A 22,940-nucleotide genomic window follows, 5' to 3' on the forward strand; every position below is an offset into this window, starting at 1 on the left:
GATGGCCAGCGGCCGCAGCCACGACCGAGCCACCTGGCTCCTGAGCCTCCCCTTTGGGCTGCTGTGGTGGCCCTGGCTGGGGTTGGCGGGGGTGAGCGTGGCCGGCCTGAGCTTTCTGCTGGGAGGCCTGCTGCTCTCCCCCGACCTCGACACCCGCTCCAACCCCACCCGCCGCTGGGGACCGTTGCGGCTGCTCTGGTGGCCCTACCGCAACCTGCTGCGCCATCGCTCCCTGGTCTCCCACAGTCCCCTGCTGGGCACCAGCGGGCGCCTGGCCTACCTGGCGGCGCTGCTGCTGGTGAGCTGCCTGCTGCTGCAACCCCTCGGTGGACCAGCACCCCAGCAGCTCATAGCCACCGCCCAGGCGCTCTGGCAGGGCGAGCGTCCGCTGCTGCTGGCCGCCCTGGTGGGCCTGGAGGCCAGCAGCTGGCTGCACCTGATCCAAGATGGCGACCCGATGCCGCGCCTGCCCCGCCTGCTGCGCCGCCGCCGCCGCCGATGAACCCCCACCCCCAAACCCCAGCCCACCTTGAGGCCCTAGCTGAGCTGATCGCCGTGGTGGCTCGCCTGCGCGACCCCGAGGGCGGCTGCCCCTGGGATCTGGTGCAAACCCACGCCTCCCTGGTGCCCTACGTGCTGGAGGAGGCCCACGAGGTGGCCGATGCGATCCGCTCGGGCGACGATCACCACCTGGCGGAGGAACTGGGCGACCTGCTGCTGCAGGTGGTGCTCCACGCCCAGATCGCCAGCGAGGCTGGCAGCTTTGATCTGGCCCAGATCGCTGCAGGCATCAGCGCCAAGCTGGTGCGCCGCCATCCCCATGTGTTTGGCGGTGGCGAGCCGGCCAGCTGGGAGGAGATCAAGGCCGCAGAAAAACCCCAACCCGCCTCCACCAGCCCCCTCAGCGATCGGCTGGCCGGCAAGGTGCGCGGCCAGCCAGCCCTAGCCGGCGCCATGACCATCTCCAAGCAAGCCGCCGCGGCCGGCTTCGAGTGGGATGACATGGCAGGGGTGTGGGCGAAGGTGCACGAGGAGCTCGACGAGCTCAAGGAAGCTGTGGCCTCCGGGGATCGCCGCCATGCCCAGGAGGAGCTGGGCGACGTGCTGTTCACCCTGGTGAACGTGGCCCGCTGGTGCGGCATCGAACCGGAAGCCGGCCTGGCGGGCACCAACCGCCGCTTCCTCGATCGTCTCTCCCGGGTTGAAGCAGCCCTAGATGGCGACCTAAAGGGCCGCAGCATCGGCGAGCTCGAAGGCCTCTGGCAGCAGGCCAAGGCCGAAATCCGCGCTGAAAACAAGCCAACGCCAAGCTGCTGAGCCCTGACCGCAACAGCCTCGCGAATTCCGTACAACCTGTACAGATTTAGGGACACCCAGCCAACACCTCAGTCCTCCGGCAGCTCAATCCTCCGACAGCTCAGTCCTCCGGCAGCTGAGTACGGGCCCCCCGCTGCCCCTTGATCGCACCACGCTGCTTCTTGGCCGCCAGACGCCGCTGCACTGAACCACGGGTGGGCCGAGTCGCCCGACGCGGTGGTGGTGGCGGCTTGATCGCCTCCTGCAGCAGCTCCACTAGGCGCCGCTGGGCCGCCACCCGGTTTTGCCATTGGGAGCGGTGCTCACTGGCTGCAATCACCACACAACCTTCCACCAGCTTTCCCTCCAGTCGCCCCAGGGCCCGGGCCTTGATCGTGGGCGGCAGCGCCGCAGAGGCCGCCAGATCAAACACCAGCTCCACCCGTGAATCGGTGGTGTTCACGTTTTGGCCGCCGGGGCCGGAGGAGCGAGAAAAACGCCAGGCCAGCTCGGCGGCGCCGATCACCAGCGCTGGGGTCAGCCGCAGATCCGCCGTGGGTCGCAGGGGAGCCATGGATTCAGGGCAGCCAGGAAATCAGTGGAGCCAGGAAATCAGCCTGTCACGGCCAACACACCGGCGATGCGCAAGGCTGGAGACTGCGAAATTTTGGCAATGGGCTGGATCGACGAGGTCTTCGACGGCGTGCGCTACGGCCTGGAGGGCACGGTGGTCGCCGAACAGGATTCAGCCTTCCAGAAGGTGACGATCATCGACAGCCAGCGCTACGGCAAGGGCCTGCTGCTCGATGGCTGCTGGATGACTGCCGAGCGCCAGGAGCGGCACTACCACGAGGCGATCGTGCATCCGGCCCTCTGCAGCGCCGCCAGCATCGAGCGGGTGCTGGTGATCGGCGGCGGCGATGGCGGCACCGCCCGCGAGTGCCTGCGCCACGCTGGCGTGCAGCACCTCGACCTAGTGGAGATCGACGGCCTGGTGGTGGAGTGGAGCCAGCAGTACCTGCCCAGCATCGGCGGCGGCTGCTGGAGTGACCCCCGCTTCCACCTCACCGTGGGCGACGGCATCGCCTGGGCCGCCAATGCCCCTGAAGCCAGCTACGACGTGGTGATCGTGGATGGCTCAGACCCCGCCGGCCCGGCCGAGGGCCTGTTCAACCGAGCCTTCTTCGAGCACTGCCGCCGCATCCTGCGGCCCGGCGGCGTGTTCGCCACCCAGAGCGAATCACCCGAGGCCTTTAGAGCGGTGCATATCGACACGGTGAAGCTGATCCGTGAAGTTTTCGGCCATGCCGATCCGATGTATGGCTGGGTGCCCATGTATCCGAGCGGCTGGTGGAGCTGGACGTTCGCCGCCACAGACGGCCGTCGCTATCTGCAGCCGGATCCCGCCCGCGCCGCGGCCGTCGACTGTGGCTGTGAGATCTGGTCCCCCCGCTGGCAGCGCGGCGCCTTTGATGCTGTGCCCGCCGCCATCGAGCGGGAGCTGGGCTGATGTTTGACACCGACGGCGCCATCTACATGGGCAGCCAGCGCGACCCCGCCGGCTGCCGGGTGGGTCTGTTCGGCGTGCCCTACGACGGCACCACCTCCTACCGCCCCGGCACCCGCTTCGGCCCGGCGGCAATCCGCGAGGTGAGCAGCGGCCTGGAGAGCTACTGCCCCCAGCTCGATCGCGACTTGGAGGAGCTGGCCATCGCCGACCTCGGCGCGGTGGACATTCCCTTCGGCGCCCCCAAGCCGGTAGTGGCGGCCGTGAAGCGGGCCACCGAAGCCGTTCTGGCCCTGGGGCTCAAACCCCTGATGCTCGGCGGCGAGCACTCGATCAGCTCCGGCGCGGTGGCGGCCGTGGCGGCCCGGCACCCCGATCTGGTGCTGGTGCAGCTCGATGCCCACGCCGACCTACGCCACGAGTGGCTGGGCGCGCAGCACAGCCACGCCTGCGCCATGCGCCGCTGCCTGGAGGTGCTGCCCAGCCAGCAGCTGCTGCAGATCGCCATCCGCAGCGGCACCCGCGAGGAATTCAGCGAGTTGCGGAGCAGCGGTCGTCTGGTGGCCATTGAGCGGATGGCCGAAAGCCTGAAACCCCTGCGCGGCAAGCCCCTCTATCTCACGGTGGATCTGGATTGGTTTGATCCAGCGGTGATGGCCGGCACCGGCACCCCGGAGCCCGGCGGCTTCTTCTGGCGGGATTTCGCTGCCCTAGTGGAGGAGCTGCGCCACCACAACCTGGTGGCCGCCGATGTGGTGGAGCTGGCGCCGATGCTGGATGCCACCGGCGTGAGCAGCGTGCTGGCCGCCAAGGTGGTGCGCAGCCTGCTGTTTCTGCTCGACCGTTAATGCCGAAAGCCGATCAGTAGCAGCAGGTGCCGCTGGTGCGCTGTTCGCGCAGGCGCTCGTGCTGCTGGCTGATCAGCAACACCGCCAGAGTCGGATGGTTGTGCAGCAGGTTCAAGAAGCGCAGGCGATCTAGCCGCAGGATCTCAACAGGGGTACGGGCCACGGCTTCGTTGCGATAAATGCCGTCGCGCCAAAGGATGTCTTGATAGCTGAACAGCTCTCCGGGGCGATAGCAAAGCCTCTCGCCGCTCTCGGCTATCACTTCAATGATGCCGCGGCGCACCCCATAAATCGAGTCGGCCCGGGAGCCCCTGGAAAAAACCTTGGAGCCGGTGGGCAGGGTAAGAACCTCGCAATCCACTTGAACCGCCATCAGCTCTAGTGGAGTGGTGATCGCCACCGAAGCAACCATGCCCCACACCCCCTAATCGATACCAGTGATCCTTAATACAGCTCTGCCGCCCATGGCGGCTAGCCATGGCGAGCACAAAAGCCAAAAAAGCCCCAAAACGAGACAAAATTACAGATTTTCTTCAGCTTTTGCCAAAGGCTGATTCAAGGCTGAGCTGCTGATTCGGCTGGGCTGGTGTCCCCCCAGCTGCCGCATTAATCGCAGGCAGCCGCGGCGGCCGGGCCGTCCAGTGGTGGCACCACAGCTCCAGCGCCAATTCAGGGTGGATCGGCAACTGGCGCAGCTGACACCAGCCGAATTCAGCGCCACTGGGTGGGGCGCAATGGCGGCAGCTGCGGCAGCAAGGGCGCTGACCCATCCAAGGGAGAGATCTGGTCTCTCAAGGTATGGACGTTTGGTCAAAGTGGTATCGAATACGGCGAATCTTCCAGGTTCCTTATTGATTCCGCAGGCCTGCATAGGATCCGGCCATGGGTTTAATACGCACCCCCCTGTTTGAAGCCGCCCAAGCCGCGGGTGGCCGGATGGTGCCCTTTGCCGGCTGGGAGATGGCTGTGCAATTTGAGGGCTTGGTGGCAGAGCACCAAGCCGTGCGGCGCCGCTGCGGCATCTTCGACATCTCCCACATGGGGGTGCTGACCCTGCGGGGCGCAGGCGCCAAAGAAGCCCTGCAGGCTCTGGTGCCCACCGACCTGTTTCGGATTGGCCCCGGCGAGGCCTGCTACACAGTGCTGCTCAACGAGCGGGGCGGCATCCGCGACGACCTGATTGTTTATGACCGGGGCTGGCAGGCAGATGGCCAGTGCCACGAACTGCTGCTGGTGATCAATGCCGCCTGCGCCGCAACCGACACGGCCTGGATCCGCAGCCAGCTAGAGCCCCTTGGCATCCGTGTTGAAGATCGCAAAAGCGATGGCGTGCTGCTGGCCCTGCAGGGGCCGGAGGCGGCCGCTCGGCTGGAGGAGTTGGCGGGTACCAACCTGAGCGGCCTGCCCCGCTTCGGCCACCGGGAGCTGAAACTGGCTGGCGCCAGCGCCTTTGTGGGCCGCACTGGTTACACCGGCGAAGACGGCTTCGAACTGCTGCTGAACCGGCCAGACGGCCTGATCCTGTGGGACAAATTGCTGGCCAGCGGCGTCAGCCCCTGCGGACTCGGCGCTCGCGACACCCTGCGCCTGGAAGCGGCGATGCACCTCTACGGCCACGAGCTGGATGAGCACACCACACCCCTGGAGGCCGGCCTGGGCTGGCTGGTGCACCTGGAAATGCCCAAAGCCTTCATTGGCCGCGAGGTGCTGGAGCGCCAAAGCGCCGCGGGGCTCCAGCGGCGCCTGGTGGGATTGAAGCTGCAGGGCCGCGCCATCGCCCGCCATGGCTACCCGGTGCTAGCTGCCGGGGCTCCAGTGGCTAGTGAGCCGGTGGGGCACATCACGAGCGGCAGCTGGTCACCCAGCCTCGAACAAGCGATCGCCCTGGCCTACGTGCCAGCCAGCGCCGCCAAGCTGGGCACCGAACTGGCAGTACAGATTCGCGGCAAGGCCGAGCCAGCGCTGGTGGTTAAGCGTCCCTTTTACAAGCGCTGACGCCACCGGGTGGGACAATCGCCCATTCACTCCGGATCTCAGCATGCGCAGCCACGGATGCGGCGACCTGCGTCACGACGCCAGCGGCCAGACCGTGCAGCTCTGCGGCTGGGTAGACCGATGTCGTGACCACGGCGGCGTGATTTTTGTCGACCTGCGCGACAGCAGCGGCAGCGTGCAGATCACTGTCGATCCCGACAATGGCGCCGAGATGTTCGCCATAGCGGAGCACCTGCGCAACGAAACGGTGATTCAGGTGGCAGGCAAGGTGCGGGAGCGACCCGCCGATGCCATCAACGACCGACTGGCCACCGGCCGCATCGAAGTGCTGGCCAGCGCCATCACCGTGCTCAACGCCGTTAAGGGCATCCTGCCCTTCCCAGTGTCGGTGCACGACGAGGAGAACACCCGCGAAGAGCTGCGGCTGCGCCACCGCTACCTCGACCTGCGCCGCGAGCGCATGAACAGCAACCTGCGCCTGCGCCACCGCACCGTGCAGGCGATGCGCCGCTTCCTGGAAGACCAGGGCTTTATCGAGGTAGAAACCCCGGTGCTCACCCGCTCCACCCCCGAGGGCGCCCGCGACTACCTGGTGCCCAGCCGGGTGTGCGGTGGTGAGTGGTTTGCGCTACCCCAGTCGCCCCAGCTGTTTAAGCAGCTGCTGATGGTGGGCGGGCTGGAGCGCTACTACCAGGTGGCCCGCTGCTTCCGCGACGAAGATCTGCGGGCCGATCGCCAGCCGGAATTCACCCAGCTGGACATCGAAATGAGCTTCATGGACCAGGAGCAGATCCTGGAGCTCAACGAGGCCCTGATCGCCTCGATCTGGAAGGCCGTGAAAGGGGTGGAGTTGCCCCGTCCCTTCCCGCGCCTCACCTGGCACGAGGCCATGGCCCGCTACGGCACAGATCGCCCCGACACCCGCTACGGCCTGGAGCTCACCGATGTCTCCGACCTGGTGGCCGGCATGGGCTTCAAGGTATTCAGCGGCGCAGTGGCCGCCGGCGGCTCCGTGAAGTGCATCGCCGTGCCCGGCGGCAACGACGCCATCAGCAACGTGCGCATCAAGCCCGGCGGGGATGTGTTCAGCGAGGCTCAAAAGGCTGGGGCAGGCGGCCTGGCCTTCATCCGGGTGCGCGAAGGCGGCGAGATCGACACGATCGGCGCCATCAAGGACAACCTCACAGAAGACAAAAAAACCGAACTGCTGGCCCGCACCGGTGCCACCCCCGGCACCCTGCTGCTGTTCGGCGCGGGCGATACCGCCACGGTGAATAAGGCCCTCGATCGGGTGCGCCAATTTCTGGCCCGCGAGCTCGGCCTGGTGCCGGCCGACCGTGACAACGACCAGTGGGATTTCCTCTGGGTGGTGGATTTCCCGATGTTTGAGTTCAACGCCGGCGAAAACCGCCTCGAAGCCCTGCACCACCCCTTCTGCGCCCCCAACAGCGCGGATCTGGGTACTGATCCCGCCGCCTGGGCCAACACCCTGCCCACGGCCCGCGCCCAGGCCTACGACCTGGTGCTCAACGGCCTCGAGCTGGGCGGCGGCTCGCTGCGCATTCACGATTCGGCCCTGCAGCGCCAGGTGCTGCAAACCATTGGTCTGCCCCTGGAGGAGGCCAACCAGCAGTTCGGCTTCCTGATGGACGCCCTCGACATGGGTGCCCCACCCCACGGCGGCCTGGCCTACGGCGTAGATCGGATCGTGATGCTGCTGGCGGGCGAGGAATCGATCCGCGACACAATCGCCTTCCCCAAGACCCAGCAGGCCCGCTGCCTGATGACCGGCGCGCCTGGCGGTGTGGCCACCAAACAACTAGACGAGCTGCATGTGGCCAGCACCTGGGTTGAGGAAGACGAAAGCTGAAAGCCAAAACAAAACGGGGCATTTGGCGCCGCAGCTGCCCAGCGCAGCAACGGTGAAGCACCACTAATTCATTGGGCGTGCCCCACACCCCCACCAGCACCGATCCGGTGCGGCTTTACCTGCAGGACATCGGTCGGGTGGACCTGCTTACCCAGGAGCAGGAGCTCACCCTGGCCCGGCTGGTGCAGCGGCGAGAACAGCTACTGCGCGAGGGCGATCCGGACAAAGACGAACTAGGCAAAGACGAACTGGCCGACAAAGAGCGACGGCTGACCCTGCACCGCGGCAAAAGGGCCAAGGAGCGGATGATCCAGGCCAATCTGCGACTGGTGGTGTCAGTGGCCAAGAAGTATCAGCGCCGGGGGATGGACCTGCTGGATCTGGTCCAGGAGGGCACCTTGGGACTGGAGCGGGCCGTGGAGCGCTTTGACCCGACCCGGGGGTTTCGCTTCAGCACCTACGCCTACTGGTGGATTCGCCAGGGCATCACCCGGGCCCTTGCCAGCCAGAGCCGCACGATCCGGCTACCGGTACACATCACCGAGAAGCTCAACCGAATTAAACGGGCCCAGCGTGAACTCAGCGCCCGGCTAGGCCGGCTGCCCTGCGTGGCTGAAATCGCCCAGGAGCTGAATCTCAGCGAAGCGCTGATCCGCGAAACCCTGCTGCAGCTGCCCAAACCCGTCTCCCTGGAGTCCCGGGTGGGCAAGGAACACGACATGCAGCTCGGCGATCTGCTGGAAGACGGCCACGGCACACCTGAGCAGGAACTCGCCCGCGAGCAGCTGCACAACGACCTCGAGGCCCTGCTTGAAGACCTGAGCAGCCGGGAAGCCGAGGTGATCCGTCAACGCTTCGGGCTAGTAGACGACACTCCCCGCAGCCTGACTGAAATCGGCGCTGCCATGCAGCTCTCCCGGGAGCGGGTGCGGCAGATCGAATCTCGGGCCCTGCTGAAACTGCGCCAACCCCAGAATCGCTGCCGCGTGAAGGATTATCTGGGAAGCCTCGACTAACCCAAGCAATCCGGGCTAAAACGAAGTCACTACGGATAAGTCGCCATGGCAACCGACATTGACATCGGCATCCCGGAAGCCCAGCGGCTGGAGATCGCCGCAGGCCTGGGCCGCGTGCTGGCTGACAGCACCGTGCTCTACGCCAAAACCCACGGCTTCCACTGGAACGTCACCGGGCCGATGTTCAACACCCTGCACCTCATGTTTATGGGGCAGTACACCGAGCTCTGGAACGCCCTAGACGCCATCGCCGAGCGCATCCGTGCCCTTGGCTGCCCGGCCCCCTTTGGCGGCGCCACCTATGGCCAGCTCTCCTCAATCGCCGAAAGCCAGGGCATCCCGGCAGCATTGGAGATGGTGCGCGAGCTGGTCCTCGGCCACGAGGCGGTCGCCCGCACCATCCGCAGCGTCATGGTCACCGCCGATGGGGCCAACGACCAACCCACCGCCGACCTGCTCACCCAGCGGCTGCAGATCCACGAGAAGACCGCCTGGATGCTGCGCAGCCTGCTGGAGGCGTAATCCGCTGGGGTGCTTGGCGTCGGCCAGTCGGCGCCCGCTGCGCGGGCAATACCGGCCTCTCACCAAGCACCCCAGCGGACCAGCAAGCCTCCGCAGGCCGGGCCGAGCATGTTCAACACCCAAACCAGGCCCCAAGAACGCATGTAGCTCCTGTGGGGTTGGCTGCGGTGAGCGCGGTGTTGCCCGCGCAGCGGGCGTGACCGCCGAACCCAGCCAGGCCCCGCAGGCAGCGCCCGGTACATTGAAGGGGCAGCCACCGGGATATGAGCAAGTTCGTCTTTGTCACCGGCGGCGTGGTGTCGAGCATCGGCAAGGGCATCGTGGCCGCCAGCCTGGGGCGCCTGCTCAAGAGCCGCGGCTACAGCGTTTCGATCCTCAAGCTCGACCCGTATCTGAACGTGGACCCGGGCACGATGAGCCCGTACCAACACGGTGAGGTGTTCGTCACCGAGGACGGCGCCGAGACCGATCTGGATCTGGGCCACTACGAACGCTTCACCGACACGGCCATGTCGCGCCTCAACAGCGTGACCACTGGCTCGATTTACCAGTCGGTGATCAACAAGGAGCGCCGCGGCGACTACAACGGCGGCACCGTGCAGGTGATCCCCCACATCACCCGCGAAATCCGCGAGCGCATCCATCGGGTAGCCGCCAACAGCAATGCCGACGTGGTGATTGGCGAGATCGGCGGCACGGTGGGCGACATCGAATCGCTGCCGTTTCTTGAGGCGATACGCGAATTTCGGGGCGATGTGGGCCGCCAAGACCTGGCCTATGTGCACGTCACCCTGCTGCCCTTCATTGGCGTTTCGGGCGAGCTCAAGACCAAGCCCACCCAGCACTCGGTGAAGGAGTTGCGCTCGATCGGCATCCAGCCCGATGTGCTGGTATGCCGCAGCGACCGGCCCGTGAGCGACGAACTACGCCGCAAGATCGGTGGCTTCTGCGGCGTACCGCAGCGGGCCGTGATCCAGGCCCTGGACGCCGACAGCATCTACGCTGTGCCGCTGGCGATGGAGCAGGAGGGGCTCTGCCGCGAGGTGCTCGATGTGCTGCAGCTCAGCAACGCTGAAAGTGACATGGCCCGCTGGCAGGAGCTGGTAACCAAACTGCGCCACCCCGGCCCGGCAGTGAAGGTGGCGCTGGTGGGCAAGTACGTGCAGCTCAACGACGCATATCTATCGGTGGTGGAGGCCCTGCGCCACGCCTGCCTGGATCGGGATGCTTCGCTTGATCTGCACTGGGTATGCGCCGAGCAGCTCGAAAGCCAGGGCGCAGAAGCTCTGCTGGCCGGCATGGATGCGGTGGTGGTGCCCGGCGGCTTCGGCAACCGCGGTGTGGACGGCAAGGTGGCTGCTATCCGGTGGGCGCGGGAACAGCAGGTGCCCTTCCTAGGCCTGTGCCTGGGCATGCAGTGCGCCGTGATCGAGTGGGCCCGCAACCAGGCGGGCCTGGCCGGTGCCACCAGCGCCGAACTTGATGCCGACACGCCCCATCCGGTGATCCACCTACTGCCTGAGCAACAGGACGTAGTTGATCTGGGCGGCACGATGCGACTGGGCGTTTACCCCTGCCGGCTAGCTGCAGACACGATGGCTCATCGCCTTTATGGCGACGAAGTTGTATACGAACGCCACCGCCACCGCTACGAATTCAACAATGCTTACCGCAGTCTCTTCACCGAATCGGGCTACACAATCAGCGGCACCTCGCCAGACGGCCGCTTAGTTGAATTAATCGAACTACAGAGCCACCCATTTTTTACAGCCTGCCAATATCACCCCGAATTCCTCTCCCGCCCCGGCAAGCCTCACCCCCTATTTCGCGGCTTAATTGAGGCCGCCCAGCAGCGCCTGCCCCAGCAAGACTGATTAGATTTGCTTAAGGGAGTCTGTTTTATCTTTAAATTCTCCAAGCAGAAGCTGCAGGTAAGTTACCTTGCGCAGTTTGATATTGGCCGTAAGTGACATACCCACTTGCAAAGGCAGGCTCTTGCCAGATTTCAGCTTGAGCTGCTGGGTATCGAGGGCAATCGTAGCTGGGAAGCGGTAGGTCTGATTACGCTCATCTGGGGGCAAAGCATCGGAACCAATGCGCTTAACGGTGCCAAGCAGCACTCCGAAATCGGTAGCAGGGAAGGAATCGATGCTGATATCGGCAGGGCGACCAACTCGCACAAAACCAATATCGCTGCTCTCAATCTCCACCTTGGCCTGGAGCGCGTCATAGGGAACAATCTTCATCACCGGCTCACTGCCTTGGGCCACAAAACCTGGGCCAGTGGGCTTGAGATCAAACACCACCCCATCCACCGGGGAGCGCACATCCTGGTAGCGGATATTGACCTGAAGCTCAGTGAGCTTGCTACCAAGATCGGCTAGCTCTCCTTTGACCTGCTCCAGGGCCTGTTCGATGATCGCAGTTTGACGCAAGCGATCTACCTTGAGCTTGGCGATCTCGCCATCAACCTCACGCACCTTGTTGCGCTGTTGCAAATACTGCAACTCCGCAGAGGCCCCAACGGCCTTGAGGCCCTCAAGCCGCTGCAGGATTTCGGTCTCAAGCACGAGGTTCTGGCGTGTCACCGTCTGCTCGGTGTCGTTGAGGTTGAGATAGCGAGCCAGCTCCACCTCCTTGAGACGCAGCTGGGCCTGCTTAGCGATGATGGTGGTACGCAGACTCGCCTGACGGTCGAGAGTGGCCTCGTTATCGAGGCGCAGCAACACTTGGCCCTGGCTGACCCGCTGACCGTCCTTGACCAGCATGGTTTCCAGCACACCGCCCACTGGCATTTGGATGGTTTTGACATCGCCGATCGGCTGGAGCTTGCCAGAGGCGACCACCACCTCGTCGGTTTTGGCGAAAGCCAGCCAGGCCAGGCCAGCAGCTGTGGTGCCCACCAAGGCCCAGGTGATAGCTCGCGCTAAAAAGCGCGACTGCTGCAGCGCCATCTCCTCATGGCTGGTCTGAACCCGGCGCTCAATAGCGTTTTGGGCGCGGCGCACAATCGACATCAGTTGATCTCCTGCTGGCGGTAAAGGGCGTAATAGCGACCTCGGAGCTCCATCAATTCATCATGGGTGCCCGTTTCCACGATGGCTCCTTCGTGCATCATCACGATTAGCTCGGCGCGGCGGATGGTGGAAAGCCGGTGGGTAATAAAGAAAACGGTGCAGTGCTTGAGGTTGTCGAGCAAGTTGTCACAAACGCGCCGCTCGGTGTCGTAGTCGAGAGCGCTAGTTGCTTCATCGAGCACCAGGAGCCGGGGCTTGGAGAGCAGGGTGCGGGCGAGGGCCAACCGCTGCCGCTGGCCGCCGGAAAGGCCGGCGCCGCGTTCGCCCACATTGCTGCTGTAGCCAGCAGGAAGCTCCATGATGAAATCGTGGGCGCAGGCCAGACGTGCCGCCTGCACAATCGCATCACTGCTGGCATCGGGATCGGTGAGGGCAATATTTTCTGCCACCGTGCCTGAGAACAGCAGGGGCTCCTGGGGCACGATGCCGATTTGGCGCCGCAGCGAATAAAGCTCAACTTTGTCGATGTCGTAGTTGTCGATCAGGATCCGGCCGCTGCCTGGTGAATAGAGGCGCGCCAGCATTTTGGTGAGGGTGCTCTTACCGCTACCGCTCTGACCAACCACCCCCACAAAGGTGCCAGCGGCGATGGTGAAGTCGATGTGACGCAACACCTGGGCCCCGCCGGGGGTGAAGGAGAAGCAGAGGTCGTCAAAGCGCACCTCGCCCGCGATGGGCGGCAGAGGAATCTTCTGCTTGTCAGCCTCGTCTGATTCCTCCGGGGTGTCGACCACATCGGCAAGGCGCTCAAAGGAAACCTTGAGCTCCTGGATGCTCTGCCAGATCGAAGAGAGCCGCAGCAAAGGCTGGGTGACGTAGCCGGAGATGATCCGGAAGGCGATCAACTGGCCCAGGGTCATGTCGCCGGAGAGCACCAAAGAGGCACCTACCCAGAGCACCAGCAGCTGGGAGAGCTTCTGCAGCACCTGGGAGGTTTCGGAAAGGGCCGTACCGGTGATTGTTTTTTCAAAGGTGCGGGAGATGTATTTGCCGTAGAGGTCTTGCCACTTCCAGCGGCTGATCATCTCGACGTTCTGGGCCTTCACCGTCTGGATGCCGGTGAGCACCTCAACTAGGTGGCTCTGGGTGCGGGCGTTCTCCTGGGCCGCATCGCGGTATTGACGGCGGAACAGGGGAGCCCCCAGCACGGTGAGGCCGATCTGAATCGGCAGCACGCACAGGGCGATCAAGGTGAGCAGCCAGCTGTAAATCAGCATGACGGCGATATAGATCACCGAGAAGGCAGTGTCGAGCAGAGTGGTGAGCGCTTGGCCGGTGAGGAAATTACGGATCTTCTCCAGCTCAGCGATACGGGTACCGAGTTCGCCCACGGGACGGCGGTCGAAGTAATTGAGCGGCAGCCGCAGTAGGTGGTCGATCACCTCGGCGCCTAGGCGCAGGTCGATGCGATTAGTGGTTTCGCTGAATAGGAAGGTGCGCAGGGCGCCGATCAAGCCCTCCATCAAGGTCACCACCACCAGGGCAAAGCCCAGCACCTGCAAAGTATCGAGGCTGCGCTGGTTGATCACCTTGTCGATGATCACCTGAATCAGCAGGGGGTTGGCCAGGCTGAACAGCTGCACCACAAAGGAGGCGATCAGCACCTGGGTGAGGATGCCGCGGTAGCGCTGCAAAGCTGGCCAGAACCAGGCAAACCCAAAGCGCTGCTCAGGGGTGGCAGAGCTGCGCTCCAGCATCAGCACATCGATGCCATCGGGGAAGGCCTCGGGAAGCTGGTCGGGGGGAATCTCCACCCAACCCTGCCGCGGGGAGGCCAGCAGCAAACCGCGGGCATTGGCACCTCGCACAACTGCAAACCCGCCCTGCCAGGGGATCAGGGCCGGGGTCTGCAGGCGCGTGCCCTGGTTGGCAGGCACCCGCACGCCGCTTACGTGCAGACCCATCATCGCGGCGAGATTGCCGCAGAGCTGCAGGTCCGGCGTCTGACCACGGCGCAGCACATCCCGCAGGATCTTCTCGATCGCATCGCGCCGAAAGGGCAGCTTGAGCTCCGCCGCCAACATCTGGAAACAAGCGAGGGTTTCCTCGAGGGGTCCGTTGCCGCGCAGTAGCTGCAAGGCCGTGCGATCTCGCTGGCCCAGATCAAGGCCAGAGGCCAGCGGCGGGTTAAAACCGCCAGATTGGCCGCTGCCGCTGGCGGAGCCTTCTGGCATCAGCTCGGCTTCCACCACTGGAGCTACCGGCGCCAGCAGCTCCGCAGGCAGGGCTATCAGTCGTGGGGGTAACGGTGGGGTGGCTGTCGGCACACCTTGGCGGGGATTGAGCGCCGCACCCAGGGGGTGATCGATCAGGTTGTGGCTAGCGGCCAACAAGCTGAATTCAATCGGCAGGGCTGCTAATGCCTCAGAATCAGGCGGTACCAGCCGGGCCTGGGGGCGGGCCTGATCGAGTAACGCCTGGATCGAAGTGCCGGCTTGGGGATGCTGCTCAAGCAGCAGGGCAAGTAGGGCTGCCAATTCAGCTGTAAAAAGATGCGAGCCGCACCACTGAGCAAAGGACGGTTCGCGAGCTAGCAGCTCCAAAATAAGGGAATCAGCCAGCACCAGTGCCTCCACTTCGGAGCCCGCACTCACCTCCTCACAGGGAGCAGCTCGCAACAGGGAGGCCAGGCCCACAAAGCTGCCCGGTTCCAACTTTTCTGCGGTGCGCAGGCGGCCCTGGTCTCGCACCAGCAAGCGCGCTGTGCCTGATTGGATCAGCAGGATCTCAGAGGGAATCAAGCCCCTAAGGCAAAGGGGATCACCAACAGCAAACTGACGCCGGCTGAGCTGTTGCTGCAAACGCTCGGCGCTGGAGTGCGACAACCCGGCAAAGGCGGGATGGGCAGGCAGCTGCGAAGGGGCGGAATCATCCATGGCAATCATGATGAGCCTAGGCCGGCCTTCTGGCTCGCATCGGCGGATACGCGTTTCTCCAACAGGGGCCGCAGGTCCACGAGACGTCGTTCAACTTGCTCTGAGATCCACTGCTCGAATAGCTCCTCAGCCATGAGGGCGGCGGTGTCCTCGTCGAAGGTGGCGGAAGTGAGGCTTTCAAGCCGCACCACCAGCCACCAGGATTCGATTTGGAAGGGCTCGAGCACTACGCCAGGGGTAGCGGTGCGCAGTCGATCTACCAAGGCAGGGTGGGCTTGGGTGAGGGGCACCGGTCCAACAATGCCGCGGGTTGCCTGCTCAGGTCCTTCGGCATAGCGGGCGGCTAAATCGGCAAAATTGGCATCGCCATCATCAATGCGCAAATAGAGCTCGCGGGCGAGACCACCATCGCGGAGGCGCAGCAGGCTGTAGACGACACGATCTAGTTGATTCTTGCGCTGCAGAAAGCGAGCTTCCGCCTTGGCGGAGAAGTCGCCCTGGCAGAGGAGCTGCAGCTGCAGGGACTGTCGCATCTGCGCCTCGAGGGCGGCAGGGCTGAGCATGCGGGCTACGGCCCAGGCCTTGAGGGCTTCGGCGTCGCGGATTTGATGCTGACGACAAAAAGCCTGCCTGGCCGCGTCTATTTGCTCATCGCTTAGTGCAACATTGCTAGCCGCCAAGGCCAGCAGATTGGCTCGCATGTAGGGCTCAAGCAAGCCGAGGCGGGCCAAGTCTTCGAATGAAACCGCGAGACTCTCTTGAGACTCAACCGACATAAATAAGCCTGTCTTTGGGAGATTTACAAAGAATAAAACATTGGCACGAATTTGCGCAATTGCGCAAAACCCTCAAACAAATGTCAATTATAGTATCAATATAACTTGATGGATTTGCCGCGTGCTGTCCAGTCATGGATGCAAGCAGATGCAAATAAAACTCCTTTAGCCCGGGCTTGCCTGCACGCAAGCACTCCAAACCAAACGGGACGCCAAGCGTTAGACCAATCTAGCAATTCCATTCCCCTCAGCCCGGTGCCCCAGCCCCTGGCCGCCGATTCGCTGCCAGCAACTGCCCTGCCAGTAGTGGAAACCTTCCACTCCCTCCAGGGTGAAGGCCTGCAAGCCGGCCGCAGCGCTTTCTTCATCCGCCTGGGGGGCTGCGCGGTGGCCTGCCCCTGGTGCGACACCAAACACTCCTGGCCTGCCGATCTGCACCCCCAGCGCCCCCTAGCTGAGCTGGCTGGCGAAGCCGAGGCCGCCGCCGAAGCCGGTGCCGCTTTTGTTGTGATCACCGGCGGTGAACCGCTGCACCACAACCTGAGCTTGCTCTGCCAGGCCCTGGAGCCCTCAGGCCTGCCCCTGCACCTGGAAACCAGCGGCGTGGATCAGCTCAGCGGCCGCTTCGCCTGGATCACCCTTTCGCCTAAGCGCCACCGCCCTCCCAGCACCGAGCTGCTTGCCGCCTGCCAGGAGCTCAAGGTGGTGGTGCACGAGGCCGCCGATCTGGCCTTTGCCTCAGCCATGGCCGTCCAAGCCCGGGAGGCGCGCGGCGGGAGTCCTGGCCCCGAGCTGCTGCTGCAACCAGGCTGGGACTCCCCAGCCGGCCAAGCCATGGCGATCGATTACGTGCGCCGCAACCCCCAATGGCGGCTCAGCCTGCAGAGCCACAAGTTGCTGGGATTGCGCTGATCACTGCAGCTGCGCCGGGCGCTCCTGGCTTTCCGCCTTCCACAGCCGCCAGCGCAGCTCCAGCGGCCGAGGGGCATCGACCACGATCGGGCGGCTGGCGTTGTATGGCACCACAAACGCCTTACCGGCCATCGGCACAAAGCCGAGGCGCCGCGGCTGGTCCGCCGGACATGCCATACGGGTGGAGGCCAACTGCCCCACATCCGTGACCCTATAGATCACCGGGCCACCTTTCTGGGCGGGCTTCACGGCGCGGAGCTTGCCGCCGAACATCTGGCGATTGCAATCCAGTTGCACCATCTGTCCCACCAACAACTGCACTCGCCAGTCGGCGGAGTTTGACGACATGGTGGAATCGGGGTTGAGGGGCAGCACCCCCGGCAGCTGAATCACCCAGCGCCGGTCGCCGGCAGCGACTTTGGGGTAACTGGAAAGATCCAGCCGCGGAACCGCCGAGACGGGCGCTGCAGCGAGCAGCAAAACAAGCGCCGCGTTCTTGATGCCCCTGGCCCAATTCATGTCCACATATGCGCTGTTATGGCCATCGTGGCGGCCGCAAGCGGCGCTGGCATTGGGGAAGATGTACTTCTGTACAAGCGCCTCAACGCCATCGCCAGCCCAGTAGCCGTGTCTGCCGCACCCATGCATGCCCCGCCCCTCGCCATCGCCCTGCTCTCCGGAGGCCTGGATTCAGCTACCGCCGCGGCCCTGGCAATCGAAGCCGGTTATCAGGTGATCGGGCTGTCGCTTGATTACGGCCAACGCCATCGCCGCGAACTGCAAGCCGCGGCCGAACTGGCACCGCTCCTGGGGCTGGCTGAACACCACACCATCGCCGTCAACCTGGCCGCCTGGGGTGGCTCCGCCCTCACCGACACCACCATCGCCGTGCCCAGCGCCGGGGTTGAGGCGGGCGTGATCCCGAACACCTATGTGCCGGGACGCAACACCGTGTTCATCGCCCTGGCGCTGAGCCTGGCTGAGGCCCGCGGCGCCCAGAAGCTGGTGCTGGGCGTGAATGCTGTCGACTACTCCGGCTACCCCGACTGCCGCCCCGACTACCTCGAAGCCTTCCAGACCCTGGCGGAGCTGGCCAGCAAGGCCGGCCGCGAAGGCCACGCCGCCCAGCTCTGGGCACCCCTGGTGACCTGGAGCAAAACCAGGATCGTGCAAGAGGCCCGGCGGCTCGGCGTGCCGATCGAGCGCACCTGGAGCTGCTACGAGGGCGGCGAGCAGCCCTGCGGCGTGTGCGACAGCTGCCGCATCCGCGATGCCGCCCTGCTGGCAGCCGGGGTATGAGCCCGCCCCGCCACCGCGAGATCCTGCATCACCCCCTGCCCTGGCGGGATCCCTGGCCCCTGGTGCAAGCCCTGGCGGCCGAGCTGGGGGGGGAAGGTCTGGTGTGGCTCGATAGCGATGGCAGCGCTCAGGGCCCCTGCAGCCGCCTCGGCCTGGCGCCCCTGGAGCAGCGCATCTGCCGCGGCCTACCGGGGGAGAGCGGAGCCAGTGATCCCTTTGCGCTGCTGGCCGATCTAGCCGCTGGCGGCGGCCATTGGATGGGCTGGCTCAGCTACGAAGCCGGGGCCTGGGTGGAGCCGGCAACTCATTGGCAGTCGCCCGACATGGCCCTGCTCTGGGCCGCCCGCCACGACCCGGTGCTGGTGTTTGACCATGGCAGCCAGCAGCAGTGGCTGGAGGGTCAAGATCCAGCGCGGCTAAGCAGCTTCGCTGCCCTGTTGGAGCGGCTTGATCTAGGCACCGAGCCAGGGAGCCAAGCCGCGATCGCGATCGCGCCAGCCTCCTGGCACTGGCACACCCCACCGGAGCGCTTTGCCGCCCAGGTGGAGGAAGTGTTGGCCTGGATCGCCGCCGGCGATCTTTTCCAAGCCAATCTCACCGCCTGCTGCGAGCACACCTTGTTAAGTCCCGCAGATCCCCTGGGCCTTTACGGCCGCCTGCGCGAGCTATGCGCCGCCCCGTTTGGCGGCCTGGCGATCGCCGGCGGGGCGGCGGCGGGGGAGGCGGTGCTGTCGGCTTCGCCGGAGCGATTCCTGCGGGTGGGGGAAGGCGGCCAGGTGGAAACCAGGCCGATCAAGGGCACCCGGCCGCGCCATGGCGATGCCGACGCCGATTCCGACGCCGCCGCCGACCTGGTGACCAGCCCCAAGGACCGGGCCGAGAACGTGATGATCGTCGACATACTGCGCAACGACCTGGGCCGGGTGTGCAAGCCAGGCTCGATCCAGGTGTCCCAGCTGGTAGGGCTGGAGAGCTACCGCCAGGTGCACCACCTCACCTCCGTGGTGCGGGGCCAACTGGAGCCGGGGTTCGACACGATTGACCTGCTGCGGGCCTGCTGGCCAGGCGGTTCGATCACCGGCGCCCCCAAGATCCGCGCCTGCCAGCGCCTGCATGGCCTCGAGCCGGTGCCGCGGGGGCCCTACTGCGGCTCCCTATTCAGGATTGGCAGCGACGGCCAGTTCGACAGCAACATCCTGATCCGCTCGCTGCTGCTGCGCGGCCAGCGCCTACGGGCCCACGCCGGCTGCGGCATCGTGGCCGACTCCGACCCCGCCGCCGAAGCCGAGGAGTTGGGCTGGAAACTGCAGCCGCTGCTGGAGGCCCTGGCATGAGCGCCCCGATCGCCTGGCTGGGCGACGGCTCGGGGCAGGGGCGCTGGGGGACGCCCCAGACCCTGACCCTGCCGATCAGCGATCGGGGCCTGCTGCTGGCCGATGGCCTGTTTGAAACCCTGCTGGTGGAGGCAGGTCACGCCTGGCTGCTGGAGGAACACCTGGGCCGCTGGCAGAGCTCGGCGACGCTGCTGGGGCTGCCGCCACCGCCAGGAGCCGCGACCGTGCAGCCCCTGATCGCCGCAGCGAGCGAGCGCAGCGGCATCGGCACGGCTCTGGGCAGCAGCGGCGCCCTGCGGCTCAACTGGAGCCGCGGCAGCGGTGCACGGGGCATCGACCCGCCCAGCAACTGCAGCGCCAGCTTCTGGCTGCAGCTCAGTGCCATCAAACCGTGTTTCGAGCCGGTGCGAGTGATCGTTAGTGCCACCGAAACCCGCAGCGCCACCAGCCTGCTGAGCCGCTGCAAGAGCTTCGCCTACGGAGCCTCGATCCAGGCCCGGCGCCAGGCCCTAGAGGCGGGCGCCGACGACGCCCTGCTGGCCAGCTCCGCCGGCGGCCTCTGCTGCGGCACCAGCGCCAACCTGCTGCTGTGCCGCAGGGGCTCCTGGATCACCCCGCCCCTGAGCAGCGGCTGCCTGCCGGGGGTGATGCGGCAGCGGGGTCTGGATCGAGGCCTGATCACTGAAGCCCCGGTCAACGAGCAAGATCTGGCCAGCTGCGAGGCGGCCTGGTTGATCAACAGCCTGGGCTGCCGGCCGATCAGCCACCTGGACGCCCGACCGATAGCCAACCCCGCTCCATCTGGCGGCGGCAGCCAGGAGGCGGAGACGTTCTGGCGACAACTCCTGCAGGCCAGCCCATGACCCGGCGATGACCAACTCCGAACTCTCGCGCCAGCTGGGGCTGCGCAGCCTCACCCTGGCCGTGGTGACGAGCACTATCGGCTCAGGCTGGCTGTTTGCCCCCTTTTACGCCGCCCGCAGTGCCGGCCCAGCAGCCCTCTGCGCCTGGCTACTGGGCGGAATGTTGGCCTTCAGCCTGGCCCTGGTATTTGCCGAACTGGGCTCCCTGGTGAGCAGTTCCGGCGCCCTGGCCCAGATCCCCCTGCTCAGTCACGGCCGCACCGCCGGCTTCATCGGCGGCTGGAGCGCCTGGATCGCCTACCTGGCCCTGCCCACCATCGAGGTGCTGGCGGTGATGCAATACCTGGCCAGCAGCTTCTCCTGGCTGACGGCCGATGGAGGCAGCGGCCAGGTGCTCAGCGGTCCAGGCCTAGCCCTGGCCACCGCCCTACTCGCATTGCTGGCCTGGATCAACCTGGCAGGGGTGGGCTGGCTAGCCCGCTGGATCGACGGGCTCACCGCCTGGAAACTGGCCGTACCCCTGGTGATCTCGGTCACGCTGATGCTGGCTTCAGGCCACTGGGGCAATCTCGCCGCCAGTCGCCTACCCCCGGGCGAAACCCTGCAGGGCATGGTGACGGCGATCAGCAGCGGCGGGATTTTGTTTTCGCTGCTGGGCTTTCGCACCGCCATGGATCTGGCCGGCGAAACCCGCCGTCCCCAGCGCACCGTGCCCCTGGCCATGGCCCTTGGTCTGGCCATCTCCCTTGGCATCTACCTAATCCTGCAGCTGGCCTTCCTGGTATCGATCCCCCCCGACCAGCTGGCTGGCGGCTGGGCCCGGCTTGAGCTCACCGCCCACGGCGGACCCCTGGTGGCCCTGGCCATGGGCCTGGGCCTGGGCTGGGTGGCGCGGTTGCTGCTGCTAGATGCGGTGATCTCCCCGAGCGCCACGGCCATGGCCTACATGGGCGCCTCGGCGCGGGTGAGCTGGATGATGGGGCGCTGCGGGCTGCTGCCCAGCAGCTTTGGGCGGCTCAACCGCCAGGCGGTGCCCTCAGTCGCCCTATTAGTGAGCCTGGCGATGGGGGTGTTGATGCTGCTCAGCGGCCCCAGTTGGCAAACCGTGGTGAGCTTCCTCACCGCCACCTTGGTGATCGCCCTGGCCATGGGCCCGGTAAGCCTGATAGCCCTGCGCCGGCAGTTGCCCGATACCCAGCGGGCCTACCGATTGCCCTGGGCCGGTGTCTGGTGCAGCTCCACCTTCGTGCTGGCCACCTGGGCGATCAGCTGGTGCGGCACCAGCTCCCTGCGAGGAGCAAGCCTGATCGTGCTGGTGCCTGCCGGGCTGTTTGCCCTGGCCGATCGCCAGCACCTACGTCATGGACTTTGGTGGTTTCTGTACCTCGGCGGCATCGTGGCCATCACCTGCGTGCCGCTGGGCCTAGTAGCCCAGCTGGCTGCGCTAGCTATCTGGGCCCTGGTGGTATTTCCGATCGCCACCAGCTCCCGCCTACCTCAGTTGCAACCCATGGTGGAAATGCGATAGGTGAAACCAGTGGCCGCCTGGTCTGCGCTGGCACCAATCTTGAAGTTGAGCTGGCTCACGGTTTTGCCGGGAATGGCGGGGAAGGGGCCCCACATGCGGCCGGTGCCCATCTGGGGCGCAAACGACTCATTGATCACCTGCAAGCTGGAGCCGTCAGTGAACTTGAGATAGCCCTGGATCGGATAGGTGGCACTCACCGAGGAGTTGGCGGTGAAGAAGAACTTGTAGCTGCCGTAGGGCTGAGTGACGAAGAAATCGGTGTTCCAGTTGGGGCGGCCAAAGGGATTGCCTGCACCAATCGTTTTGGTGACGATGTTGGTGACGCCATCGCCACCCACTGGCGCCAGGAACTGGCAGGTTTGGGCCTGGGCCGGCGCCAAACCGGCAACCAGGGTGGTGCTGCAAAGACCGGCCGCGAAGGCCGCCACAAGGGAGGTGCGCATCAAATTTGTAGGTGGCTTTAATCAGCCTATTTCTAACCTCAAACGCTCAAGAAGCGCTGGATCATCTCCGAGCTGAGATCGGCCGTAGCACCACTGGCCACGATGCCGCCCTTCTGCATGGCGTAGTAACAGTCGGATTGGCGCACAAAACTGGCGTGATGCTCCACCAGCAACACCGAGATGCCAGTCTCTCGAATGATGCGGCTCACGGCCCGCTGGATGTCGAGCACCACCGAGGGCTGAATGCCCTCCGTGGGTTCATCGAGCAGCAGCAGACGGGGCTTGCCAAGCAGGGCCCGGGCGATGGCCAGCTGCTGCTGTTGACCACCGGAGAGGTCGCCGCCACGGCGAGCCAGAAACTTCTCCAGCACCGGGAATAACTCAAACACCAGCGGATCGATATGGCGATGGCGACCCATACCCCCCGGCAGGGCTTCCAGACCCAGCAGCAGGTTTTCGCGCACGCTGAGCTGGGGAATGATCTCCCGCCCTTGGGGCACATAGCCAATGCCCGCCCGGGCGCGGCGGTGGGGGGCAAGGCCGCCGCAGTCACTGCCTGCCAGCTCAATGCAACCGCTGCGCTGGGGCACCAGGCCGATGATCGACTTGAGCAGGGTGGTTTTGCCAACTCCATTGAGCCCGATCAGGCAAGCCATCTGACCAGGCGCAATCGATAGATCGACGTTGCGCAGGATATGGCTCTCCCCGTAATAGACGTTGAGCCCGCGCACGCTCAGCAAGCGGCTGGCCTCGCCCTGGGGTGGGTTTGTCATGGTGG

The 22,940-nt window shown here is 65.3% G+C and carries 22 protein-coding genes and 2 pseudogenes; 14 read left to right on the plus strand and 10 right to left on the minus strand.

Annotated elements, in window-relative coordinates; translation table 11 throughout:
* The first annotated feature begins 1 nt into the window (after position 1).
* Together KBZ22_RS03455 and mazG are read left to right on the plus strand one after the other, a co-directional pair.
* Positions 2-502 carry a DUF2227 family putative metal-binding protein gene (locus KBZ22_RS03455; RefSeq protein WP_254997766.1) on the plus strand — a complete coding sequence of 167 codons (501 nt, stop codon included), beginning with the start codon at positions 2-4 and terminating at the stop codon, positions 500-502.
* Positions 499-1,317, plus strand: a complete 819-nt coding sequence (gene mazG, locus KBZ22_RS03460) for a nucleoside triphosphate pyrophosphohydrolase (RefSeq protein ID WP_255021050.1) — start codon at positions 499-501, stop codon at positions 1,315-1,317. The genes KBZ22_RS03455 and mazG overlap by 4 nt, the downstream gene beginning before the upstream one ends.
* A 100-nt stretch (positions 1,318-1,417) precedes the next feature.
* Here mazG and arfB read toward each other — a convergent pair whose 3' ends face one another.
* Positions 1,418-1,870, minus strand: coding sequence for an alternative ribosome rescue aminoacyl-tRNA hydrolase ArfB (arfB, locus tag KBZ22_RS03465; RefSeq protein WP_254932484.1), 453 nt, complete (start codon positions 1,868-1,870; stop codon positions 1,418-1,420).
* A 66-nt stretch (positions 1,871-1,936) separates the two neighbouring features.
* On the opposite strand from arfB, the gene speE reads away from it, so the two are divergent.
* Both speE and speB read left to right on the plus strand, forming a co-directional pair.
* Positions 1,937-2,806, plus strand: coding sequence for a polyamine aminopropyltransferase (speE, locus tag KBZ22_RS03470; RefSeq protein ID WP_396111648.1), 870 nt, complete (start codon positions 1,937-1,939; stop codon positions 2,804-2,806).
* Positions 2,806-3,651 (plus strand): agmatinase, encoded by an 846-nt coding sequence (gene speB / locus KBZ22_RS03475; RefSeq protein ID WP_255021051.1) that lies wholly within the window; start codon positions 2,806-2,808, stop codon positions 3,649-3,651. The genes speE and speB overlap by 1 nt, the downstream gene beginning before the upstream one ends.
* Positions 3,652-3,664: 13 nt before the next feature.
* Here speB and KBZ22_RS03480 read toward each other — a convergent pair whose 3' ends face one another.
* A complete protein-coding gene (locus KBZ22_RS03480) occupies positions 3,665-4,063 on the minus strand; it encodes a Crp/Fnr family transcriptional regulator (RefSeq protein ID WP_255021052.1) in 399 nt (132 codons plus the stop codon).
* A gap of 121 nt (positions 4,064-4,184) precedes the next feature.
* The gene (locus KBZ22_RS03485) at positions 4,185-4,421 is read right to left on the minus strand and encodes a hypothetical protein (protein ID WP_255021053.1); all 237 of its coding nucleotides are present in this window, start codon (positions 4,419-4,421) and stop codon (positions 4,185-4,187) included.
* 112 nt (positions 4,422-4,533) lie between these two features.
* Here KBZ22_RS03485 and gcvT point away from each other — a divergent pair, with 112 nt between their 5' ends.
* The 5 genes from gcvT (at position 4,534) to KBZ22_RS03510 (ending at position 10,928) form a co-directional block, all read left to right on the plus strand.
* Positions 4,534-5,646, plus strand: coding sequence for a glycine cleavage system aminomethyltransferase GcvT (gcvT, locus tag KBZ22_RS03490; protein ID WP_255021054.1), 1,113 nt, complete (start codon positions 4,534-4,536; stop codon positions 5,644-5,646).
* 43 nt (positions 5,647-5,689) lie between these two features.
* Positions 5,690-7,516, plus strand: coding sequence for an aspartate--tRNA ligase (gene aspS / locus KBZ22_RS03495; RefSeq protein ID WP_255021055.1), 1,827 nt, complete (start codon positions 5,690-5,692; stop codon positions 7,514-7,516).
* 77 nt (positions 7,517-7,593) lie between these two features.
* Positions 7,594-8,532: an RNA polymerase sigma factor, RpoD/SigA family gene (locus KBZ22_RS03500; RefSeq protein WP_255021056.1), complete on the plus strand. Its 939-nt coding sequence runs from the start codon at positions 7,594-7,596 to the stop codon at positions 8,530-8,532.
* 45 nt (positions 8,533-8,577) lie between these two features.
* Entirely contained in the window at positions 8,578-9,054 is a 477-nt protein-coding gene (locus tag KBZ22_RS03505; protein ID WP_255021057.1) for a Dps family protein, read from the plus strand.
* Between the two features lie 263 nt (positions 9,055-9,317).
* Positions 9,318-10,928 carry a CTP synthase gene (locus KBZ22_RS03510; protein ID WP_255021058.1) on the plus strand — a complete coding sequence of 537 codons (1,611 nt, stop codon included), beginning with the start codon at positions 9,318-9,320 and terminating at the stop codon, positions 10,926-10,928.
* Here the strand turns inward: KBZ22_RS03510 and KBZ22_RS03515 are convergent, their stop codons facing one another.
* The 4 genes and pseudogenes from KBZ22_RS03515 to KBZ22_RS03525 form a co-directional block, all read right to left on the minus strand.
* Positions 10,929-12,071 carry an HlyD family secretion protein gene (locus KBZ22_RS03515; RefSeq protein ID WP_255021059.1) on the minus strand — a complete coding sequence of 381 codons (1,143 nt, stop codon included), beginning with the start codon at positions 12,069-12,071 and terminating at the stop codon, positions 10,929-10,931.
* Between the two features lie 211 nt (positions 12,072-12,282).
* Positions 12,283-12,865 (minus strand): annotated as a pseudogene (locus KBZ22_RS14380) (ATP-binding cassette domain-containing protein); the annotation flags it as partial.
* A 78-nt stretch (positions 12,866-12,943) separates the two neighbouring features.
* Positions 12,944-15,016: pseudogene (locus KBZ22_RS03520) on the minus strand (ABC transporter transmembrane domain-containing protein); the annotation flags it as partial.
* Positions 15,013-15,783 (minus strand): peptidylprolyl isomerase, encoded by a 771-nt coding sequence (locus KBZ22_RS03525; protein WP_255021061.1) that lies wholly within the window; start codon positions 15,781-15,783, stop codon positions 15,013-15,015. The pseudogene KBZ22_RS03520 and the gene KBZ22_RS03525, both read right to left, overlap by 4 nt.
* 255 nt (positions 15,784-16,038) lie before the next feature.
* On the opposite strand from KBZ22_RS03525, the gene KBZ22_RS03530 reads away from it, so the two are divergent.
* Positions 16,039-16,695, plus strand: coding sequence for a 7-carboxy-7-deazaguanine synthase QueE (locus KBZ22_RS03530; protein ID WP_255021062.1), 657 nt, complete (start codon positions 16,039-16,041; stop codon positions 16,693-16,695).
* On the opposite strand, the gene KBZ22_RS03535 is transcribed toward KBZ22_RS03530, so the two are convergent.
* Positions 16,696-17,214, minus strand: coding sequence for an ecotin family protein (locus KBZ22_RS03535; protein ID WP_254997788.1), 519 nt, complete (start codon positions 17,212-17,214; stop codon positions 16,696-16,698). It lies immediately after the preceding gene.
* A gap of 123 nt (positions 17,215-17,337) precedes the next feature.
* Here KBZ22_RS03535 and queC point away from each other — a divergent pair, with 123 nt between their 5' ends.
* Genes queC through KBZ22_RS03555 form a run of 4 tightly spaced genes read left to right on the plus strand, consistent with a single transcriptional unit; the run spans position 17,338 to position 21,719 of the window.
* Complete coding sequence (gene queC, locus KBZ22_RS03540; RefSeq protein WP_255021178.1) at positions 17,338-17,994, plus strand: 7-cyano-7-deazaguanine synthase QueC; 657 nt, start codon at positions 17,338-17,340, stop codon at positions 17,992-17,994.
* Positions 17,991-19,328: an anthranilate synthase component I family protein gene (locus KBZ22_RS03545; protein ID WP_255021063.1), complete on the plus strand. Its 1,338-nt coding sequence runs from the start codon at positions 17,991-17,993 to the stop codon at positions 19,326-19,328. The genes queC and KBZ22_RS03545 overlap by 4 nt, the downstream gene beginning before the upstream one ends.
* The gene (locus KBZ22_RS03550; RefSeq protein WP_255021064.1) at positions 19,325-20,191 is read left to right on the plus strand and encodes an aminotransferase class IV; all 867 of its coding nucleotides are present in this window, start codon (positions 19,325-19,327) and stop codon (positions 20,189-20,191) included. The genes KBZ22_RS03545 and KBZ22_RS03550 overlap by 4 nt, the downstream gene beginning before the upstream one ends.
* A gap of 7 nt (positions 20,192-20,198) precedes the next feature.
* Positions 20,199-21,719 carry an APC family permease gene (locus KBZ22_RS03555; RefSeq protein WP_255021065.1) on the plus strand — a complete coding sequence of 507 codons (1,521 nt, stop codon included), beginning with the start codon at positions 20,199-20,201 and terminating at the stop codon, positions 21,717-21,719.
* Here KBZ22_RS03555 and KBZ22_RS03560 read toward each other — a convergent pair.
* Together KBZ22_RS03560 and urtE are read right to left on the minus strand one after the other, a co-directional pair.
* Complete coding sequence (locus KBZ22_RS03560) at positions 21,689-22,162, minus strand: hypothetical protein (protein ID WP_255021066.1); 474 nt, start codon at positions 22,160-22,162, stop codon at positions 21,689-21,691. The genes KBZ22_RS03555 and KBZ22_RS03560 overlap by 31 nt on opposite strands.
* 38 nt (positions 22,163-22,200) lie before the next feature.
* Positions 22,201-22,935: an urea ABC transporter ATP-binding subunit UrtE gene (gene urtE, locus KBZ22_RS03565; RefSeq protein ID WP_255021067.1), complete on the minus strand. Its 735-nt coding sequence runs from the start codon at positions 22,933-22,935 to the stop codon at positions 22,201-22,203.
* Between the last annotated feature and the right edge of the window lie 5 nt (positions 22,936-22,940).

It is taken from the genome of Cyanobium sp. L1E-Cus (assembly GCF_024345755.1).
Lineage (GTDB): Bacteria > Cyanobacteriota > Cyanobacteriia > PCC-6307 > Cyanobiaceae > Cyanobium_A > Cyanobium_A usitatum.

Excerpts from the sequence above, each read along its gene's own strand:
- KBZ22_RS03455 (WP_254997766.1), top strand. The coding sequence starts at position 2 with ATGGCCAGCGGCCGCAGCCACGACCGAGCCACCTGGCTCCTGAGCCTC.
- mazG (WP_255021050.1), top strand. The coding sequence starts at position 499 with ATGAACCCCCACCCCCAAACCCCAGCCCACCTTGAGGCCCTAGCTGAG.
- arfB (WP_254932484.1), bottom strand. The coding sequence starts at position 1,870 with ATGGCTCCCCTGCGACCCACGGCGGATCTGCGGCTGACCCCAGCGCTG.
- speE (WP_396111648.1), top strand. The coding sequence starts at position 1,937 with ATGCGCAAGGCTGGAGACTGCGAAATTTTGGCAATGGGCTGGATCGAC.
- speB (WP_255021051.1), top strand. The coding sequence starts at position 2,806 with ATGTTTGACACCGACGGCGCCATCTACATGGGCAGCCAGCGCGACCCC.
- KBZ22_RS03480 (WP_255021052.1), bottom strand. The coding sequence starts at position 4,063 with ATGGTTGCTTCGGTGGCGATCACCACTCCACTAGAGCTGATGGCGGTT.
- KBZ22_RS03485 (WP_255021053.1), bottom strand. The coding sequence starts at position 4,421 with ATGGGTCAGCGCCCTTGCTGCCGCAGCTGCCGCCATTGCGCCCCACCC.
- gcvT (WP_255021054.1), top strand. The coding sequence starts at position 4,534 with ATGGGTTTAATACGCACCCCCCTGTTTGAAGCCGCCCAAGCCGCGGGT.
- aspS (WP_255021055.1), top strand. The coding sequence starts at position 5,690 with ATGCGCAGCCACGGATGCGGCGACCTGCGTCACGACGCCAGCGGCCAG.
- KBZ22_RS03505 (WP_255021057.1), top strand. The coding sequence starts at position 8,578 with ATGGCAACCGACATTGACATCGGCATCCCGGAAGCCCAGCGGCTGGAG.
- KBZ22_RS03510 (WP_255021058.1), top strand. The coding sequence starts at position 9,318 with ATGAGCAAGTTCGTCTTTGTCACCGGCGGCGTGGTGTCGAGCATCGGC.
- KBZ22_RS03515 (WP_255021059.1), bottom strand. The coding sequence starts at position 12,071 with ATGTCGATTGTGCGCCGCGCCCAAAACGCTATTGAGCGCCGGGTTCAG.
- KBZ22_RS03525 (WP_255021061.1), bottom strand. The coding sequence starts at position 15,783 with ATGTCGGTTGAGTCTCAAGAGAGTCTCGCGGTTTCATTCGAAGACTTG.
- KBZ22_RS03535 (WP_254997788.1), bottom strand. The coding sequence starts at position 17,214 with ATGAATTGGGCCAGGGGCATCAAGAACGCGGCGCTTGTTTTGCTGCTC.
- queC (WP_255021178.1), top strand. The coding sequence starts at position 17,338 with ATGCATGCCCCGCCCCTCGCCATCGCCCTGCTCTCCGGAGGCCTGGAT.
- KBZ22_RS03545 (WP_255021063.1), top strand. The coding sequence starts at position 17,991 with ATGAGCCCGCCCCGCCACCGCGAGATCCTGCATCACCCCCTGCCCTGG.
- KBZ22_RS03550 (WP_255021064.1), top strand. The coding sequence starts at position 19,325 with ATGAGCGCCCCGATCGCCTGGCTGGGCGACGGCTCGGGGCAGGGGCGC.
- KBZ22_RS03555 (WP_255021065.1), top strand. The coding sequence starts at position 20,199 with ATGACCAACTCCGAACTCTCGCGCCAGCTGGGGCTGCGCAGCCTCACC.
- KBZ22_RS03560 (WP_255021066.1), bottom strand. The coding sequence starts at position 22,162 with ATGCGCACCTCCCTTGTGGCGGCCTTCGCGGCCGGTCTTTGCAGCACC.
- urtE (WP_255021067.1), bottom strand. The coding sequence starts at position 22,935 with ATGACAAACCCACCCCAGGGCGAGGCCAGCCGCTTGCTGAGCGTGCGC.